The sequence below is a fragment of the Paraburkholderia sp. TE9906 genome, assembly GCF_056279605.1.
In genome coordinates this window covers 78598-96178 of the sequence record NZ_JBWCCT010000005.1, presented here as the reverse complement: position 1 = coordinate 96178, position 17581 = coordinate 78598, and the positions used below count along the sequence as shown (strand labels likewise).

The 17581-nt window shown below is 65.3% G+C and carries 13 protein-coding genes; 3 read left to right on the top strand and 10 right to left on the bottom strand.

Going from position 1 to position 17581, the window contains the following annotated elements; translation table 11 throughout:
• Positions 1–52: 52 nt before the first annotated feature.
• The 3 genes from ACZ9H4_RS14525 to ACZ9H4_RS14515 all read right to left on the bottom strand — a co-directional run bounded on the left by ACZ9H4_RS14525 (position 53) and on the right by ACZ9H4_RS14515 (position 1986).
• Positions 53–1255 (bottom strand): CpaE/TadZ family protein, encoded by a 1203-nt coding sequence (locus tag ACZ9H4_RS14525; RefSeq protein WP_476119327.1) that lies wholly within the window; start codon positions 1253–1255, stop codon positions 53–55.
• Between the two features lie 109 nt (positions 1256–1364).
• Positions 1365–1661, bottom strand: coding sequence for a hypothetical protein (locus ACZ9H4_RS14520; protein WP_408144922.1), 297 nt, complete (start codon positions 1659–1661; stop codon positions 1365–1367).
• A gap of 190 nt (positions 1662–1851) precedes the next feature.
• Positions 1852–1986: a hypothetical protein gene (locus ACZ9H4_RS14515; RefSeq protein WP_408144921.1), complete on the bottom strand. Its 135-nt coding sequence runs from the start codon at positions 1984–1986 to the stop codon at positions 1852–1854.
• A 991-nt stretch (positions 1987–2977) separates the two neighbouring features.
• On the opposite strand from ACZ9H4_RS14515, the gene ACZ9H4_RS14510 reads away from it, so the two are divergent.
• The 3 genes from ACZ9H4_RS14510 to ACZ9H4_RS14500 all read left to right on the top strand — a co-directional run bounded on the left by ACZ9H4_RS14510 (position 2978) and on the right by ACZ9H4_RS14500 (position 8028).
• A complete protein-coding gene (locus ACZ9H4_RS14510) occupies positions 2978–4414 on the top strand; it encodes a sigma 54-interacting transcriptional regulator (protein ID WP_408144919.1) in 1437 nt (478 codons plus the stop codon).
• A 129-nt stretch (positions 4415–4543) separates the two neighbouring features.
• Positions 4544–4873: an NIPSNAP family protein gene (locus tag ACZ9H4_RS14505; RefSeq protein WP_476119326.1), complete on the top strand. Its 330-nt coding sequence runs from the start codon at positions 4544–4546 to the stop codon at positions 4871–4873.
• A gap of 467 nt (positions 4874–5340) precedes the next feature.
• Positions 5341–8028 carry a mechanosensitive ion channel family protein gene (locus tag ACZ9H4_RS14500; RefSeq protein WP_476119325.1) on the top strand — a complete coding sequence of 896 codons (2688 nt, stop codon included), beginning with the start codon at positions 5341–5343 and terminating at the stop codon, positions 8026–8028.
• Positions 8029–8179: 151 nt separating this feature from the next.
• On the opposite strand, the gene ACZ9H4_RS14495 is transcribed toward ACZ9H4_RS14500, so the two are convergent.
• The 7 genes from ACZ9H4_RS14495 to ACZ9H4_RS14465 all read right to left on the bottom strand — a co-directional run bounded on the left by ACZ9H4_RS14495 (position 8180) and on the right by ACZ9H4_RS14465 (position 17534).
• Positions 8180–10480 (bottom strand): ATP-dependent DNA helicase, encoded by a 2301-nt coding sequence (locus tag ACZ9H4_RS14495; RefSeq protein WP_476119324.1) that lies wholly within the window; start codon positions 10478–10480, stop codon positions 8180–8182.
• On the bottom strand, positions 10477–12264 hold the full coding sequence (locus tag ACZ9H4_RS14490; protein ID WP_476119832.1) for a VRR-NUC domain-containing protein: 1788 nt from the start codon (positions 12262–12264) through the stop codon (positions 10477–10479). Before ACZ9H4_RS14490 ends, ACZ9H4_RS14495 begins: the two co-directional genes overlap by 4 nt.
• A 175-nt stretch (positions 12265–12439) precedes the next feature.
• Complete coding sequence (locus ACZ9H4_RS14485; protein ID WP_408144911.1) at positions 12440–13024, bottom strand: LutC/YkgG family protein; 585 nt, start codon at positions 13022–13024, stop codon at positions 12440–12442.
• Positions 13011–14402: a lactate utilization protein B gene (locus ACZ9H4_RS14480; protein WP_476119323.1), complete on the bottom strand. Its 1392-nt coding sequence runs from the start codon at positions 14400–14402 to the stop codon at positions 13011–13013. Before ACZ9H4_RS14480 ends, ACZ9H4_RS14485 begins: the two co-directional genes overlap by 14 nt.
• Positions 14399–15142, bottom strand: coding sequence for a (Fe-S)-binding protein (locus ACZ9H4_RS14475; protein WP_408144907.1), 744 nt, complete (start codon positions 15140–15142; stop codon positions 14399–14401). Before ACZ9H4_RS14475 ends, ACZ9H4_RS14480 begins: the two co-directional genes overlap by 4 nt.
• 253 nt (positions 15143–15395) lie before the next feature.
• Positions 15396–16142 (bottom strand): FadR/GntR family transcriptional regulator, encoded by a 747-nt coding sequence (locus tag ACZ9H4_RS14470; RefSeq protein WP_408153223.1) that lies wholly within the window; start codon positions 16140–16142, stop codon positions 15396–15398.
• Between the two features lie 213 nt (positions 16143–16355).
• Positions 16356–17534: a pyridoxal phosphate-dependent aminotransferase gene (locus ACZ9H4_RS14465; protein WP_408144903.1), complete on the bottom strand. Its 1179-nt coding sequence runs from the start codon at positions 17532–17534 to the stop codon at positions 16356–16358.
• Between the last annotated feature and the right edge of the window lie 47 nt (positions 17535–17581).

The following is a 17581-nucleotide window of genomic DNA, read 5'->3' as shown; positions in this document are numbered from 1 at the left end:
TTTACCATACACCGTCAAAATACCCCTGCAACCGGCCGCTCAAAGCACCGCTTCAAAGCGCCGGCTTCAATTGCGGCGGCAGATTCGGCCACGTGGCCAGCAGCCGCCCGATCACGCCCTTCCGGCGTTCGGCGATAGCCGGCAACAGCATGTCGGCAAGCAGGCCGATGCCGTGGGCGAGCGCGCTGTCGCGCGCCAGCGTGACGAGCGGCACGCCACGGCACAGCGCCTCGTTGACCTGACGGTCGTCGCGCGGAAGCTGATGCGCGACTTTCGCGCCGAGGGTCTTTTCGAGCGTCGGCAGATTGATCTGCGCATTCTTGTCGTATTGATTGACCACCACCCGCACCTTCGCGGCCGGATAGCCGAGTTCCCTGAAGATGTCGAGCATGCGGCGCCCGCCATGCAGGTACAGCGGCGTCTGCCGCACCACCATGCAGATCGTGTCGCTATGATCGAACGCGTGGATCGTCAACGGGTTCAGGCTCTGGCCGATGTCGATCAGCACGGCATCGTAGCGTTCGCGCACCAGCGCGAGAATCCGCTGCAGCTGCGCGGGCTGCAACTCGGCGGCCTTGAGCGGGTCGCCCGCGCCGGCCAGTACGTCGAGGTTCGCATGCACGTGCATCACGCACGAATCGAACAACGCGGCGTCGAGATGATCGATCTGCGAACATAGATCGGCGAGCGTGGTCGGCGGGGGTCTGTCGGCCATCAGCAGGCTGGCATCGGCGAATTGCTGGCTGAGGTCGATCAGCAGCACGCGCCGGTCACGCTGTGCGGCGAGCGAACAGGCGAGATTGACCGCGATCAGCGTCGTGCCGCTGCCGCCCTTGCTCGATGCCAGCGACACCACTCGCCCCGCGCGCCGCCCGGCCGCGGTTTTCCTCGCGTCGATCCGGGTGAGCGCGGCGGCGATCGCCAGCGGATCGAGCGGCCACGACAGCAGGTGCTGCACGCCGACGCGCATCGCCGCGCCGAGCAACGCGGTGGCCGGCGAGCGCACCACCAGCATGCATTCGAGCGCCGGCCAGCAGGCGAGCGCCTCCTCGACACCATCCATTTCACGCGTGTTCAGACTGGCGTCGTCGACGATCAGCAGATCGGCGTTGCGGATCAGGCGCGCGTGCGCGCGCAGTTGCCGGGCCGAGCCGTAGGCCGTGCGCAACCGGTAACGCACGCCGCTTCCCTCGAGCCGCGCGACGATCTGCTGCGCGTGGTCGATGCTGGCGGCCATCAGGAAGATGTCGATCATGTCGGGTCTCCATCGGTCTGAGGCCGCCAGTTGGGGAGGCCACGCCGACCTCCCCGTCGGCGTGCGGACTCATTCGTTGTTATTCGTTGTTGTACGTCGGTATGCGTCGTTATTCGTCGAACTCTGTTGGCCGGATTTGCGCGTCGCGCTCGTGGTCGGTATTCCATTCGGGCGACGCCGGCATTTCATAGAGCGCGTCGCGCAACGCGTCGCGCCGGATTTCGGCCTGGGCCTTGCGCCTGAGCGCCTCGGCAACCACCAGCGCCATGACATCGACGGGCGACGCGGCGAACAGCGCGCGCCGTCGCGCCGCGACACGCCGGCGATAGGAGAGCCCGGTTGCGCCCGCGCCGGCGAAAGGGTCCGGCCGCGCGACGGCGTCCGGCTCGCAAATCGTTTTCTTCATGACAGCCCCCGAAAGATGAGCCTCTTTGTCAGGTTTCCTTGTCCAGATGTCCGTGTCCGTGCAACTGCACGGACACGGCACCCAGTCCACCTCGTAACATGTGTCTCTCTGTGGAGACTGTGGCCTCTCCTCGCTTCTTCGCACCGGCTGGTCCTGGCCGGCGCTGCCCCTGCCCTTGTTCGGTGGTGCGTCACTCGCCAACGGCGCGAATGCGGCACTCGTCGTTATTGATGTCCCCCTTCAGGTCCGTCGGTAAAGAGACCTGATAGCGAGTCAATTTCACGTCGTCCGGTTCGGAATGCAGATAAATCTGTGTATCGGTCATTCAGCCGTTTTAATCGACTTCCGTTCAGTTGGCCCCGCCGCTACCTCGCAAACCTGGCTTCCCCGGCCGGGCTTGTGAAGTCCGTGTTGCCGCCGGCGTTTTTCCAATCTCAGCTTTCCCCGTGCTGTGGACCGGTCGGCAACGCATTCGTATTTGTCGTGCGGTGCTTATTGCAATGGCTATGCCATGACCACCGGAAGCCTTATGCCGCCGTGAATCTCACTGCATGGCAACCCTGTATGGATTCGTCCGTGCCGGGGGTTGATTCGTTCGTGACACGCCCATGCGCCAAGTTCCGCCGCGCCGCGAAGAAAACTGGCGCTCGCCAGCGATTTCGCCAAACCCGCGCGGGCCATGACTGGCCATGGTTTGCGCGGCGTACCCGGTAAGCAGCACCCACCGCCCGAAGCGTCGCTTCACGCTGGCAAAGGCCTGCCCGATATGTCGCAACCATGAGACGAACCGCGTTGCCGACATGCAATTCACATCGCGATTTAGCGCGGCGCGATTGCACGGTTATGTGGGAATCCTCTCATAACAGGGCTTGACCGGATTTGTTTAATCGTCCTCAGCGCACCAATTGCACGAAAATCATTTCTTAATCCAGATTTGTTTGTATGGCGCTATCAGGCGCTTTCGCTTATCTTTAAGCCATGCGCCAATTAGAGCGCCGTTTTCAGGTCATCAAGGCAAAAAACGGTTTTGTGATTCGGGGATGAAGGCGTGCTGCGGTTTCAGCAATGAACGCTCACGCTATCGGTCCACCATGCAGCATTTCGCGGTTTATGCCGCCCGCTTCATGCCCCATCATTGCCACTGCCGTATGCGTCGTCGCCGGACTGCTGCGGCCGGTCCTGAACGTTGAACGCAAGCCAGCCCGATCCGCGCAAGCGGACCGGGCTGGCTTAGTTGACTGAAGGCCGGCGCCGCCCGCCGGTGTATCCAATGTGTTGAACAGCAGTCCTGAGAGCAGCATCGAACCGGGGGTAACATGACTACGACTTGCACGCCTGTCGACGCGGAACGCACCGTTCTGTACGTGTCGAACTTGCCCGATCAGCAACTCGTCGATTTTCTGGCGGCGTCTGGCTGGCAAGCCGTGCACGCCAAGAGCACGGCCATCGCCGAGCGCATGATCGAGCGCGGCAATATCAAGGTCGGCCTCGTGCAACTGCCCGACGAGTGCACGTCGCAGCATCTGTCCGCGCTCGCGTCGTGCATGCGGCGCGTCGAAACCAATTGGGTCGCGCAAATCGTCCCCGGCCAGGCTGAAGACGAACTGGTCAGCCGCTTCATCCTCGATTACTGCTTCGACTTCGTCACGCGGCCGTGGCTGAACGACCGGCTCGTGTTCGCGCTCGGCCATGCGCACGGGCTGTCGAGCCTGCGTCACGCGCCCGACGCGCCGGAGCCTTCGCTCGGGCGGCACGGCATGGTCGGACAATGCGAGGCCATGCAGCAGCTCTATCGACGCATCGACAAATGCGGCGTGACCGACGCGCCGGTGTTCGTCGCAGGCGAATCGGGCACCGGCAAGGAATTGACCGCTCGTGCGATTCACGAGCGCTCGCCGCGCGCCGGCCGCGCGTTCGTCGCGATCAATTGCGCGGCGATTCCGCCGAGCCTGCTGCAAGCCGAGCTGTTCGGCCACGAGCGCGGCGCGTTCACCGGCGCGCTGCAACGCAAGATCGGCCGGATCGAAAGCGCGCACGAGGGCACGCTCTTTCTCGACGAAATCGGCGACATGCCGCACGAATGCCAGGCCGTCCTGCTGCGCTTTCTGCAGGAAGGCACGATCGAGCGGCTTGGCGGCAACGGGCCGATCAAGGTCGACGCGCGGGTCATTTCGGCGACCCACGTCGATCTGGACAAGGCGGTCGAAGACGGGCGCTTCCGCTCCGACCTGTATCACCGGCTGTGTGTACTGCGCCTCGTCGAGCCGCCGTTGCGCGAGCGCGGCGGCGACATCAAGCTGCTCGCCAACTACGCGCTCAGCATGTACCGGCAGGACGGCGCGCGCAAACTGCGCGGGCTGTCGAGCGACGCGATCGTCGCGATGTCGAACTATCCGTGGCCGGGCAATGTGCGCGAGCTGATCAACTGCGTGCGGCGCGCGGTGGTGATGAGCGAGGGCCGCTTCATCACCGCGAGCGACCTCGGTCTGCCGGAAGCGGACAACGGCCCGGCGGTGACGCTTGCTGAAATCCGCAGCAAAGCCGAAAGGGACGCGGTCGAACATGCGCTGCAGCGGCATGGCTACAAGTTGTCCGAAGCGGCGGCCGAGCTGGGCATTTCGCGCGCGACGCTGTACCGGCTGATGCATGCGAACCGGCTGCATCAGGAGCCCGCGGCGGGCCGCGCGTCGAACGCGACCGGCGGCCCGGACGCCGACGACGAAGCCGAGCGGCAAACGTCTTCGGTGGCTTGAGCCGTGGCGCTTGCGGCGCTGGACCTTTGCGCTCGACACTTCATCGTGCCGTGAAACATCGCGGGCCGGCGCCCGCCATACTGATCTCCATGCGGTTTCATCCCGCCGCACATCATCCGGAGCTTCACTATGGCGATCACCTGCTTCATCCGCTATCAGATCGACCCTTTCCAGCGCGCCGCTTTCGACGAATACGCCCGCAACTGGGGGCGTATTATTCCGCGCTGCGGCGGTCATCTGACTGGCTACTTTCTGCCGCACGAAGGCACCAACGACATTGCGTGGGGCTTGATCACGTTCGATAGTCTCGCCGCCTACGAAACCTATCGGGCGGGACTGCGAAGCGACGCCGAAGCGCTCGAGAACTTCCGCTTCGCGCAGACGCGGCGCTTCATTCTGCGCGAAGAGCGCAGTTTCACCGAAGTGGTCGACGGGACGTTCGGCCTCGCGCCGGTTTGAGCGACGCGCGCCGTGTGATAAAGATCACGCGGCTGTTTCAGGGTCGGGCGCCAGATCGCTAACCGGTGCTTGCCGCCGCGTTTGGCCCATTTCCTCATTTCCCCATTTGCCCCGCCTCCCCGCTTGCCGCGTCCCCGGAAATCCCTCCACTTCGCGACGCAAGCCCAATCTGAAGACACCGTGAAGACACCGGCTCCGTCTAGCGGGCAAGCTTCGTGCTACCCCTATCGGCAGGGCCGTTCGCGCCCGTCCGCCGGGCATGGATGCTGTCATCGGCTATCGTTACGCCTGTCATGCACCTCACGCAGGGCACGCGTTGCGCCCCAGGCCCAGCCGACCGCCTTTACCCAACCACGATTCCCCCGCGGAACTTGTACGCCCCGGCCGGTGTCGGTTCATAGTCACGCCGCCGAACCTATCCCGTGTTTCGGCACAATGTCCGCACCCGGTATCCCGCCTTACACCCTATGCGCAAACTATTTCACGTCTGGCTTCTCCTTTTCTTCGTCATCGGCGCGGCGCCGGCCGTTGCCGCCGCCGCGCAAGCCGTGCCCGCGACACCGGTCTCCGGCAGCGCGGTCAGCCTGACGCCCGAGCAGGCGCGCGACGCCCTCGCCGTGCTCAACGACCCGAAACGCCGCGCGCAAGTCGCCGATACGCTGCAAGCGATCGCCGCAGCCGGCGCGCTGAGCGCGCCGCCCGTGGCCGCCTCGGCACCCGCCGCCGCGTCGGCCCCGACTGCGGCCAGCGGTCCCGCCGCCCTCGTCCCGGACGCGTTCAAATCCAACGGACTCGCGTCGCAAATGGCCCGTCAGGGCGCGCATTGGGCGATGCACCTCGGCAAGTCCCTGCGCGGCTCGCTCGCCGCGCTGCTCGACGTCACGTCGGTGCGCGCGTGGTGGAACTGGCAGTTGACGAGCCCGCATGCGCGCGCCTTGCTGGTCAACGTCCTGTGGACGCTGCTGGCCGCGCTCGTGCCCGCACTGGTGGTCGAATGGCTCGCGCGGCGTCTGCTGCGCCGCGCATACCATGCGATCGCCGCGCGCCGCGAACGCAACGAGCCGGACGAATTCAACGACGAAGACGACGACGACGCACAAGCCACACAAGCCACGACGCCCACCGACGCCGCGCCACCCGCAGCCCAAACGCCCGGCGCCGCGCCGACCCTGCCGTTACCGCTGCCCACGGGGCCCGTGCCGCCGGTGCTCGAAGCCGAAGTGCAGGCGGTCAGCACTGCCGCGGTGGCCGATCCGGCTTCCGCCGAAGACCGCGTCATCGAAGCCCAGGGCAAACGCAAAGCCACTCACCACTGGACGCTGCTGCAGCGTCTGCCGCGCGCGCTGTTGATCACGGCGCTGCGCCTGCTGCCGCTCGTGGTGTTCGTCGGCGCGGCGAGCGCGCTGATCTCGGTATTCACCAGCGATGGCACCGCGCAGGACCGCGCGCTCGATTCGTTGATCGACATCTATGCGCTGTGCCGTGTAATCGTGATCATCGGCGACTTCTTTCTGCAACCCACCGCGCCGCGTCTGCGGCTGCTGCGCATGGGCGACGCGTGGGCCGTCTTCGTGCAACGCTGGATCGTGCGGATTGTCGGCGTGGTGGGCGCGGGCGTGGCGCTCGCCGAGGTCGGGCAGTCGCTCGGCCTGAACGACGCCGCGCATCTCGCGCTGTTGAAGATGGTGGCGCTCGCCGGTCACGTGATGATCTCGATCCTGATCCTGCAATGCGCAAGACCGGTCGGCGATCTGATCCGCCAGCGCTTGGCCACGCACGACTCGCTGGAAATGTTCGCCAATGCGTTCGCGGATGCCTGGGCCTGGTTCACGGCCGCCGTAGTGATGGCGCTGTGGTTCGTGTGGGCGTTCGACGTGCAGAACGGCTATCACGCGCTGCTTCACGTCGGCGGCTGGACCGTGGCGATTCTGGTCGGCGCGCGGCTCGCGTCGATCGTGATCTTCGGCGCGCTGGCGCGGCTCTTCCAGGCGCAGGACGAGTCGGCGAAATCACTCGTGCATCAGCACGCTTACCGCTATTACCCGCTGCTGCGGCGGATGATCGGCTGGGTCATCGGCGTCGTCACCGCGTTGGGGCTGTTGCAGGTGTGGGGCGCCGACGTCGTCGATCTGTTCCGCGCCGGCACGATCGGCCATCGGTTCGCGTCGGCGCTCGTCACTATCGGCGTAGCTGCGATCATCGCGCTGATCGTGTGGGAAATCGTCAACGTCTCGGTCGAACGGCGGCTCGAGCGCTGGACCACCAGCGGCGACCTCGTGCGCGCCGCGCGCCTGCGCACGCTGCTGCCGATGCTGCGCAGCGCGCTCTTCTGCGTGATCGCGCTAGTGGTGGTGCTGACCGGCCTGAGCGAACTCGGCGTAAACATCGGGCCGCTGCTCGCGGGCGCGAGCATCTTCGGCGTCGCGCTCGGCTTCGGCTCGCAAAAGCTGGTGCAGGATTTCATCACCGGCATTTTCCTGTTGATGGAGAACGCGATGCAGGTCGGCGACTGGGTCACGCTCGCGGGCGTGTCCGGCACGGTCGAATATCTGTCGATCCGCACCGTGCGGCTGCGCGGCAGCGACGGCTCGCTCTTCACCGTGCCGTTCAGTTCGGTGTCGACGGTGAACAACACGAATCGCGGACTCGGCAATGCGGCGGTGCGCGTGAACATCGTGTTCGGCCAGGACGTCGATCTGGCGATCAACACGCTCAAGGAAATCGGCGCCGCGCTGCGCGAGGACGAGAAATTTCAGGCCGGCATCCTGTCGGACTTCGCGTTCTGGGGCGTCGATGCGGTGGACGGCTCCGCGGTCACGCTGGCCGGTCAGATGCAGTGCCGCGACACCGCGCGCTGGGGCGTGCAGCGCGAATTCAACCGGCGCATCGTCGAGCGCTTCCGCGAACGCGGCATCGAGATCGCGAATCCGCAGCGCAATCTGCTGACGTGGGATGCACAGAGCGTGGCGGCGAAGGTTGAAGGGGGCGGCTCGTCCGGGCCAACGTTGAAGGATGGACCGGTTGACGATGCCGCGTCGAGCGCGGCGACCCGAAAAGGCGATGCGCCGGTCGAGGACCAGATTCCCGTCGATCCGAAACCGGCAGGTGGTCCGGGAACGCCCGGCAATCCGGGGACGCCGTCGCCGCATGCATGATCCAGCACGTGTGAACGGCGCCTGGTGTTTGGGGCCAACGCGGGTTCGCCCCGGCGCCGGGCCGCTGTGATGCGCCCAGCGCGGGCTGCTGCCCGATGCCAACCCGCCAGGCGGCTCACACAACACCGTGCGCCGCGACGCCCGATCGCCCCTACCGCACCTGCCACCAACGCGGCAACAGGCGGCGCACTTCGGGCCGGCGATACCGGTCGTCGATCAGATGCACGACGCCCTGATCCTGTTCCGTGCGAATCACGCGACCGGCGGCCTGCACCACCTTCCGCAAACCCGGATACAGATACGTGTAGTCGTAGCCGTTGCCGAACCTCGCGTCCATCGTGCGGCGCATCTGCTCGTTGACCTCGTTCATTTGCGGCAAGCCGAGCGTCGCGATGAATGCGCCGATCAACTGCTGACCGGTCAGATCGACGCCTTCTGAAAACGCCCCGCCGAGCACGGCGAAACCCACCCCCTGATTCATGGTGCGAAAGCGCGCGAGAAACGCGTCGCGGGCGGCTTCGTCCATGCCTGGTTCCTGCGCCCAGACCGGCAAGCCCGGATGCCGCTCGCGCATCAGTTCGACCACCCGCTGCAGGTACTCGAAACTGCTCAGGAAGCCCAGGTAATTGCCCGGCTGCGCCGCATACTGCCGCGCGATCAGATCGACGATCGGCACGAGCGAGCGCTCGCGGTCGCGCCAGCGCGTCGACACATTACCCGCCACGTGCACCTGCAATTGCTCCGCGCGAAACGGCCCTTCGACGTCGAGCCATTGAGTCTGCTGCGGCAATCCCAGCGTGTCGCGATAGAAACGCTGCGGATCAAGCGTGCCGGAGAACATCACGGTGGTGCGCGCGGCCGCGTAGCGCGGCGCGAGGAACGGCGCGGGAATCACGTTGCGCACGCAGAGCGTGGCGCCGGTTTTGCCGCGCGGCGCGTAACGGTCCGCGCTGAACGTCACGTCGAAAATCGAGTGCTCGCCGAATTGCTCGGCCAGCGCGACGAAGTGCATCGCGTCGAAGAAAAAACGCAGCGCGGTGTCGTCGATTGAAAGCGGCGCATCGGCAAGCTGATCCGTGACCGCGCCGATCAGATTCTGCGCGGCCGACAGCAGTTTGCCCGGAATCCCGGTATAGACCTGATACGTGCCGCTCTGCGCGCGTTTGACAGCGCTCCACTCGCGCTGCAAGCGTTCGAGCGGCTTGCGCAAACTGGCCGGCGCGGTTTTGCGCGCGTTGCGCAACGCCGCCTGATCGAGCGATGCCGTGTACATGCGCCGCGCGCGGTCGAGCAGATTGTGCGCCTCGTCCACCAGCACGCCGACGCGCCACTGATTGATCTGTGTGAGCGCATACAGCATCGCGTTGCTGTCGTAGTAGTAGTTGTAATCGCCGACCACGACGTCGGCCCAGCGCGCCAGTTCCTGCGCCAGATAGTACGGGCAGACTTCGTGCGCGAGCGCGGCTGCGCGCACCGCCGCGCGATCGAGGCGCGGGCCCGCGAGTGCCGGGTCGAGTGCGCTGTTGAGTGCCGTATCGCGGGCCGCGTCGAGCCGGTCGTAGAAGCCGCGTGCGAGCGGACACGATTCGCCGTTGCACGCTTTGTCGGGATGCTCGCAGGCTTTGTCGCGCGCGACCAGTTCGAGCGTTCGCAACGGCAATCGCGCACCGGACGACGCGGCGCTCTGCTGCAGCGTGTCGATCGCACCGAGTGCGAGTGCCCGGCCCGGTGTCTTCGCGGTCAGAAAGAACACGCGGTCGATCTGCTCCGAGGCACACGCCTTGAGCAATGGAAAAATCGTCGCCAGCGTCTTGCCGATGCCGGTGGGCGCCTGCGCCATCAAGGGCTTCCCGTCTCGCGCCGCGCGATATACCGACACTGCCAGCTCGCGCTGCCCGCTGCGAAACTGCTCGTGCGGAAACTGCAGCACGCCGAGCGCGGCGTTGCGTGCCGCGCGATGCGCCTCTTCCTGCACGGCCCAATCGAGAAAACACTCGCACTGCTCGACGAAGAATATCTCCAGCTCGCGCGCCGTATGCGTTTGCGCGAGCAGCGTCTCCTTCTGACTGCCGATGTCGAAGTACACCAGCGCAACCGTCAACTCGGCCAATCCGCGCGCACGGCACAGCAGATGCCCGTACACGAGTGCCTGCGCCCAATGCAGTGTGCGGTGATTGGCGGGCATGCGCTCCAGATCGCCGCGATGCGTCTTGACCTCCTCCAGACGATTCGCCGCCGTATCGTAACCGTCGGCGCGGCCGCGCACGGTGAGGCTGCGATGCGCACCCGTCAGCGTGATCTCGGTTTCGTAGCCGCTTGCGCGCCGCCCTGCCACCGTCGCGTGACCGGCCATGCCTTCGAGCGAGGTGGGTGCGGGTGTGAAGCGCAGGTCCAGATCGCCGCGCCGCGCGGTGAATTCGCACATTGCGCGCACGGCCACCACGTAACTCATGTGGCGGCTCCGTTGTCGAACGTCGCGACGGTCTCCGACGCGGCTGCGCCGTGCATCTGCGCATCATCGTGCCAATCTTCAGCCCAACGTACGTCGAGCACGCGCACCGGCATGCCGTGCTGCGCGCAATACGCGAGCCAGCGAATCTGGTTGTCCTGCAAGCGATCGCCGGGCCCCTTCACCTCGATCAGTTCATAGCGGCGCTCGGCCGGCCAGAAGCGGATCAGGTCCGGCAGGCCCGAACGGTTGCCGCGAATATCGCGCAGCAGGCGCTCGAACCACAGCTTCAGATGCGCGGCGGGCAGACAGTCGAGCGCGAGCGCGACAAGCTCCGGCGTCAGCAGGCCCCAGAACACGAACGGCGATTGCAGCCCCGCCTTACTGTGCAGATGCCGCAGAATCGTCTCGCGATAGGCCTCGCTATCGAGTTGCGCGAGACACGCGGCAAACTGGTCCGCGCGGCGCGCATGGAAATCCGGCGCATACAGATCGGCCGGGCCGCGCTGGAACGGATGAAAAAACGCGCCGGGCAGCGCCGCGAACACCGGCTCCCAGCACAGCAAACCGAATAGCGAATTGATCAGGGCGTTCTCGACGTAATGCACCGGCGCGGTATCGCACGCCAGATGATCGCGCGCGACGTATTCGACCGCTTGCGGCGTCTCGGGCTTCGGCAACACCAGCGTACTGCGCTCGACCGGGCGCGCTGCCGGCGTGCGCGGCGCCGGCTCGCCACGCTTGCGCCGCAAACGCGGCAACATGCGCGCGATGCGCTGCGCCTCCTCTTCGCTTTCCGGCGCGGCCGCGGCATGCGAGGCCAGCGCGAACGCTGCGTCGAAACGCTCGCTGCGTTCGAGTACGCGCATACGCCGATGACGCGCGCCAGGCCACGCGCAACGCTCATACACCGCGAGCGCGGCAGTCCAGTTCTGCTGCCGCTCGCACTCGTAGCCGATACGGAACAGCAGTTTCGCGCGACGCATGTCGAGCCACGGGTTTCCCGTTTCGATCGCGATCACCGTGGCGACGAGTTCGTCGATCGCGCTCGCGCTGTCGACGATGGGCAGCCACTCCAGCGCTTCACGGCATGCATGCAGCGCCAGATAAACATCGACGTCCGCGCGTTGCCGGAATGCGCGCGACGAGGGGCCGAACGCCACCTTTTCGTACTGGAACACGCCGAGATCGGCGAGCACGAACTCCGACCAGTCCTGCTGCAAATTGCCGAAGAACATCAGACGAAGCCGCTCGCACAGCGGTGCGATCGTGACGTGAAGAACGGTGTCCGTGGCGCCGCTGTGCCACGCGGCAAGCGGGCGACGTGCGGGATTTTCCGCGCCGCCGCCGGTTTCATGAAACGGCCGCAGCGTGTCCAGCAGATCGGATTTGCGCAAGCTCTTCGCGCCGGGAATCAAAGCGATGGCTTCGGCGAATATGTCCTGCAACTGGGGGCGCGTGCTGAGCGCGAACAGATCGTCGAGTGAAAGCTGCGGTTCGGTGTCGACCCAGCCGAGCGCCGCCATTGGCGCGGCCGCCTGCAACGGGCAGCCGATCTCGTCATACGCCAGACGGCTCGCGCGAAACAGCGCGCCTTTGCGCATCAGCATGCGCACCAGCAGCGCGCGCGATGCTTGCGGCAAGCCGGCGAACGCGGTGAGGAACGCCAGTTCGTGCGCGTCCATCAGATCGTCGTAACGCGCGGCGAGCCACGCCAGGGCGCGCTCGAAGTTCAGCAGGTAGTAAGGGACGTCAGAGCGGAGTTCTGATCGAGCATCGGTTGCCACGGGTTTTTGCATAACCTGTATGTTTATACAGTGATGATAGCAAAGTCCGTGGCGGGTTCTGCGCGTAGGCGCGCCCGAGCAATGAAACACGCACGCCGCCCCGCTTGGGCTGCACGTCCCCTGGCCAACGAATATTCGACGGAACCGAGTCGATCGCGTTCGATGGATCGTCCCGTCAGGGCGCGACCCACACCACAGTCAGCGAGCGCACGCCCTGCGCGCCGCGAATCAGCACGCCTTCGATATCGGCCGTCGCCGACGGTCCCGTGACGAGCGCCGCATAACGCGCGGCACGGAAGTCGTCGCGCCGGTAGACGTCCTGCAAGCCGTCGATCAATTGCGCCGGATCGAGCAGCACGACCAGGTGCTGGACGATATAGCCCAGCGCGTTGACGACATACTCGCGCTCGCTGAACCACACCGAGCCCGTTTCGGCGACCCCAAAGCGCGCCCGCACCACGCCGACGTCGATGTCCTGCAACGAAGCGGGCTCCGTGTCCGCCGCGAGCGCGCGCGTGCCCTGCACCTCGGGCGTTGCCGATGCAATCGATGCGTCGGCGCCGAAGCGCTCGCGAATCAGCACGCTCACGTCGCCGGCAGCCGCCACGTCGACGCAGGTGCCGCCCATCATCTGCAATGCCGCTGTAAACCGGGCGCGCAGATCGCCGCCCGGCGCGTCGAACAACGGCACGTCGGGACGCGGCCGCGCCGCTGGTTGCGCCTGCCGTACTTTCGCCAGAAAAGCCTCACGCGTTGCCATCGCCGCCTCCACGATTCTTTTTGTACCAGGCATGGAAGGTGAGCTTCGGCGCCTCCGGCAACTCGCGCTGTTTGCCCCAGATATTGAGCGGGTTGTACAGCATGAAATTCGGCAGAAGCCGCAATGCGCCGCCCATCGACGACACCGTTGCGCGATACAGAGTCGGACTCGCGAGCAGACGCCCCGCCATCTTCAACACCTCCTGCTTCACGAACGGCACTTCATGACGCTCGGCGATCACCGTGCGCCATTTGTAAATCTGCTCGTGAATGTTGATCTTCACCGGACACACGTTCGTGCAACTGCCGTTGAGCGTCGACGCGAACGGCAGCGCGCTATAGCGCTTCAGATCGAACGTCGGATTGATGATCGCGCCGATGGGCCCGGAGTAAGTGCCGCCATACGACAGCCCGCCGCTGCGCCGATACACCGGACAGGTATTCATGCACGCGCCGCAGCGGATGCATTTGAGCGAGTACCAGAAGTCCTCCATCGCCAGGCGCTCCGAGCGGCCGTGATCGACGAGGATGTAATGCATCTCGGTACCCGGCCGCGGCGCACGGAAATGCGACGTGTACTGCGTGATCGGCGAACCGAGAGCGCTGCGCGACAGCATGCGCACGAACACGCCGAGGTCCGACACCCTGGGAATGATCTTCTCGATACCGATCGACGCGATATGCAGCGGCGGGACGTTCGCCGACAGATCCGCATTGCCTTCGTTAGTACAAACGACGACCGTGCCCGTCTCCGCCACCGCGAAATTGCAGCCGGTCATGCCGGCGGTTTTCTCGCGCACGAAGTAAGGACGCGTGTTCATCCGCTGGCTTTCAGCGAGATAGTGAATGTCGCTGTTCTTCGGATCGGTGCCGATGGTGCGGCCGAACAGTTCGGCGACGTCGGCGCGCAGTTTATGAACCGCGGGCACCACCATATGACTCGGGTCCTGATGATCGAGCTGCTGGATGCGTTCACCGAGATCCGTCTCCATCACCGTGATGCCGCGCGGTTCGAGATACTCGCGCATCTTGCATTCGTCGGTGAGCATCGACTTGCTTTTGACGAGCGTGGTCATGCCGCGCTCCGACATGATCTTGTGCACCAGCGCGTTGTGCTCCTCGGCGGTGGCGGCCCAATGCACCACCACGCCGTTGGCCTCGGACGCCGCCGCAAACTGTTCGAGATAGTCGGACAGATGCGACAACGCGTGTTCCTTGATGCCCGATGCCAGTTCGCGCAGCGTCTCCCATTCGGCGATGCCGTGCGCCTGCGCGTCGCGCTTCTCACGCAAATCCCACAGACGCTTGTCGTGAAACGCAACGTGCTCGGTCTTCTTGATGAAAGCGCCCGCCGCTTTCGCGTGATCGATCCGACTCATGCGCGTGCTCCGTTGAGAACCTGCGCGATATGGATGAAGCGCGCATCGGCTTTCATGCGTTCCGCGCAGCCTTGTTGGTGCATCAGGCACGACATGTCGCCGGATACGATGTATTCGGCGCCCGCCTGCAGATGGTCGCGCACCTTGTCCTGTCCCATGCGCACCGACACCGGTTCCTCGGTGACCGAGAACGTGCCGCCGAACCCGCAGCATTCGTCAGGCCTTGCCGGCTTGACGAACTCGATGCCCTTCACGCCTTCGAGCAACGCGCGCGGCTTCGAAAATGGCGTGGCCGCGATTTCCGACACCGACGCTTCCTTCAGATGGCGCAACGCGCTGCAACTGTTGTGCAAGCCGACGCGATGCGGAAACTCGGCCCACGGGAATTCACGCGCGCCGACCACGTCATGCAGAAACTCCACCAGTTCATAGGCATTCGCGCGGACCTTCTTCACGTCGCCGGTCTGCTCGATCGCGCTCAGATGCTCGCGCACATGATGAATGCAGCTCGCCGACGGCCCGACGATGTAGTCGTAGCCCGCGAAGTTGCGCGCGAACACACGCTCTGCGCCGGCTGCCTCGGCGTGCGCGCCGCTGTTGGCCATCGGTTGGCCGCAGCAGGTTTGCTCCTGCGGATAGTCGACCTCGATGCCGAAGCGTTCGAGCAGTTCGAGCGTGGCGATGCCCACTTCGGGATAGAACGCGTCGATGAAGCAGGGGATGAACAGGGCGACTTTCATACTCTCTTTGGAATGACGAAGCGGCGGCGGAGACTCGCCTACTCTACTGCGGAATCGGGCTGCGAAGCCATGGCGGTTCGGTTTGCGTTCGGTGGAGCGGCACTGGGGCGATTTGTAAGACTGGTCATGTTGGTCTGACCAAGAATATAAGGAAGTCGCCGGTGGGTGTCAATCCGGGGAAAGCGGGGAACAGGAACTGGAAAAGCGGGAGTGAGCGGACTGGCCCGTGCCGCGCGCTCACTCAATCAGGCAATCACGAGATCGCGCTTGCCGAAGGTTTCGCCGCATCGTCCTTATACATCTCGCGCACGTAGGTAAGATGACGCTCGGCCGCCTTGCGCGCCTTCTGCGCGTCGCGCGCCATCACGGCGTCGTAGATAGCCTGATGCTGGTTCATCAACTGCTTTTCCATCGCGTCATCGTAGTCGATCAACCGATGATACTGACGCATACCCTCGCGAATCAGCGTGTGGATGCCGTGCATCACGTGCGCCAGCGCGACGTTGTGCGTCGAGTCGGCAATCGCGAGGTGAAACGCGGCGTCCAGTTCAGCGAGATTCACGCGATCTCCTGACAAGGAGCCCGCCTTCAATGCGTCGAACGCCGCGCTGATCTTCTTGAGGTCCGCGGCGGTGGCGCGTTGCGCGGCATACACCGTCGAAATCGATTCGAGTCCCTGGCGCAACTCGAGAATATCGGCACTGGTGCGCGGATTTTGCAGCAGCAACTCGGCGAGCGGCCTGGAGATGATCGGTGCGGTCACGTCGACCACCGTAAAGCCGCCGCGCCCCGAGGTTTCGATATACCCGTCCGCCTCGAGCCGGATCAGCGCTTCGCGCAACGAAGGGCGCGACACGCCGAGCTGCGTTGCCAGATCACGCTCGGCCGGCAGCCGGTCGCCCGGCATCAAGGTGCCCTCGGAGATCAGCTGCTTGATCTGGTCGGACACCACGTCGGAGAGTCGTTTGCGCGTGAAGGACTGGATCGGGAGGAATGGCATGGGCAGCGATGAGGGAAGCCGGTTCGAAAGACAGCCTGGCAGGCAGCGGACCACCAACGTTCTACACGCAACGTCGAAGCACTACCTCGCAGTGCGTGAATTATACCGTTCAACGGTTTGCGCCGAATGTGCGCGGCGGGGACGACACGCAGCACGACGGGCCACGCGCCTCAATCTCCAGGCGCGGCACATGCCGCAACGTCAACTCCCCCCTCACCGCACCCGCAACCCGTCCACGAACGCGGCGATCCGCTCGCACGCATCGATCAGCCGCGCTTCATCCACCACGAAGCCGAGGCGCACGAATCCGTTCGCAGTCTCGCCGAAAGCGCTCGCGTCGAGCACCGACACGCCCTTCGCGCGAAACAGCTGCCAGGTGAAATCGACCGTTTCGAGCCCCGTGCCGCTGACGTCGACCATCATGAACATGCCCGCCTCGGGCAACAGGCAGCGCAGGCCCGGCACGCGATGTAGCCGCTCGAATACGACGTTGCGGCGGCGCCGGTAGATCTCGCGCATTTCGGCGACGATCGCCGCCTTGTTCTGCACGGCCGTCAACGCGGCCTGCTGGATGAAGCCGGGCAGACCGTAGAGCATTGCCAGCGCGAGGCGCCCCATATGCTCGATCAGTTCCGTGGGCCCGACCGCCCAGCCGACGCGCCAACCTGCCATCGCATGCGACTTCGACAGACTGCCGAGCGTCACCGTGCGCTCCGCCATGCCGGGCAGCGACACGATGCTCACGTGTTCGCGCTCGAATGTGAGCTCCGCATAGACCTCGTCGGACAGCACCCACAAGTCGTGCTGACAGGCGAGCTGCGCAATGCGTTCGAGATCGGCACGCGGCATCACCACGCCGGTCGGATTGCATGGCGTGGCGAAGAAAATCGCCTTGGTGCGCGGCGTGAGCGCCGCTTCGAGCGCATCGCAGTCGACGTGAAACGCCCGCGCCGGATCGACCGGCACCGGCACGAGCGTGGCGCCCGCCGCGCGCACGCAAGCCTCATAGGTGAGATACATCGGCTCGGGGACGATCACTTCGTCGCCCGCTTCGAGCAGACACAGCGACACGGCAAACACGCCGTTCTGCGCGCCCGCGGTCAGAATCACGTTGGCGGCGCTCGCGGCGCTTCCGGTCGTGCGCGCATGTTCGACGGCAATCGCCTCGCGCAGCGGCTCGCGGCCCGACACCGCGCTGTAATGCGTATCGCCGCCGCGCAATGCGTCGATCGCGCGCTCGACGATCGGCGCGGGCGTCGCGAAGTCCGGGTCGCCCACGCTCAGCACGATGACGTCATCGCCCGCGGCGGCGGCCAGTTGTGCGACACGATGGATTTCCCACGCCGACGTGCGTCTGCCTTGCAGGCGCCCGACCAGATTCGAGTACTTCATTGCGCTCACCCGTTTCGATTTGAGCCGCCAATGTAATGGCGCGCGCA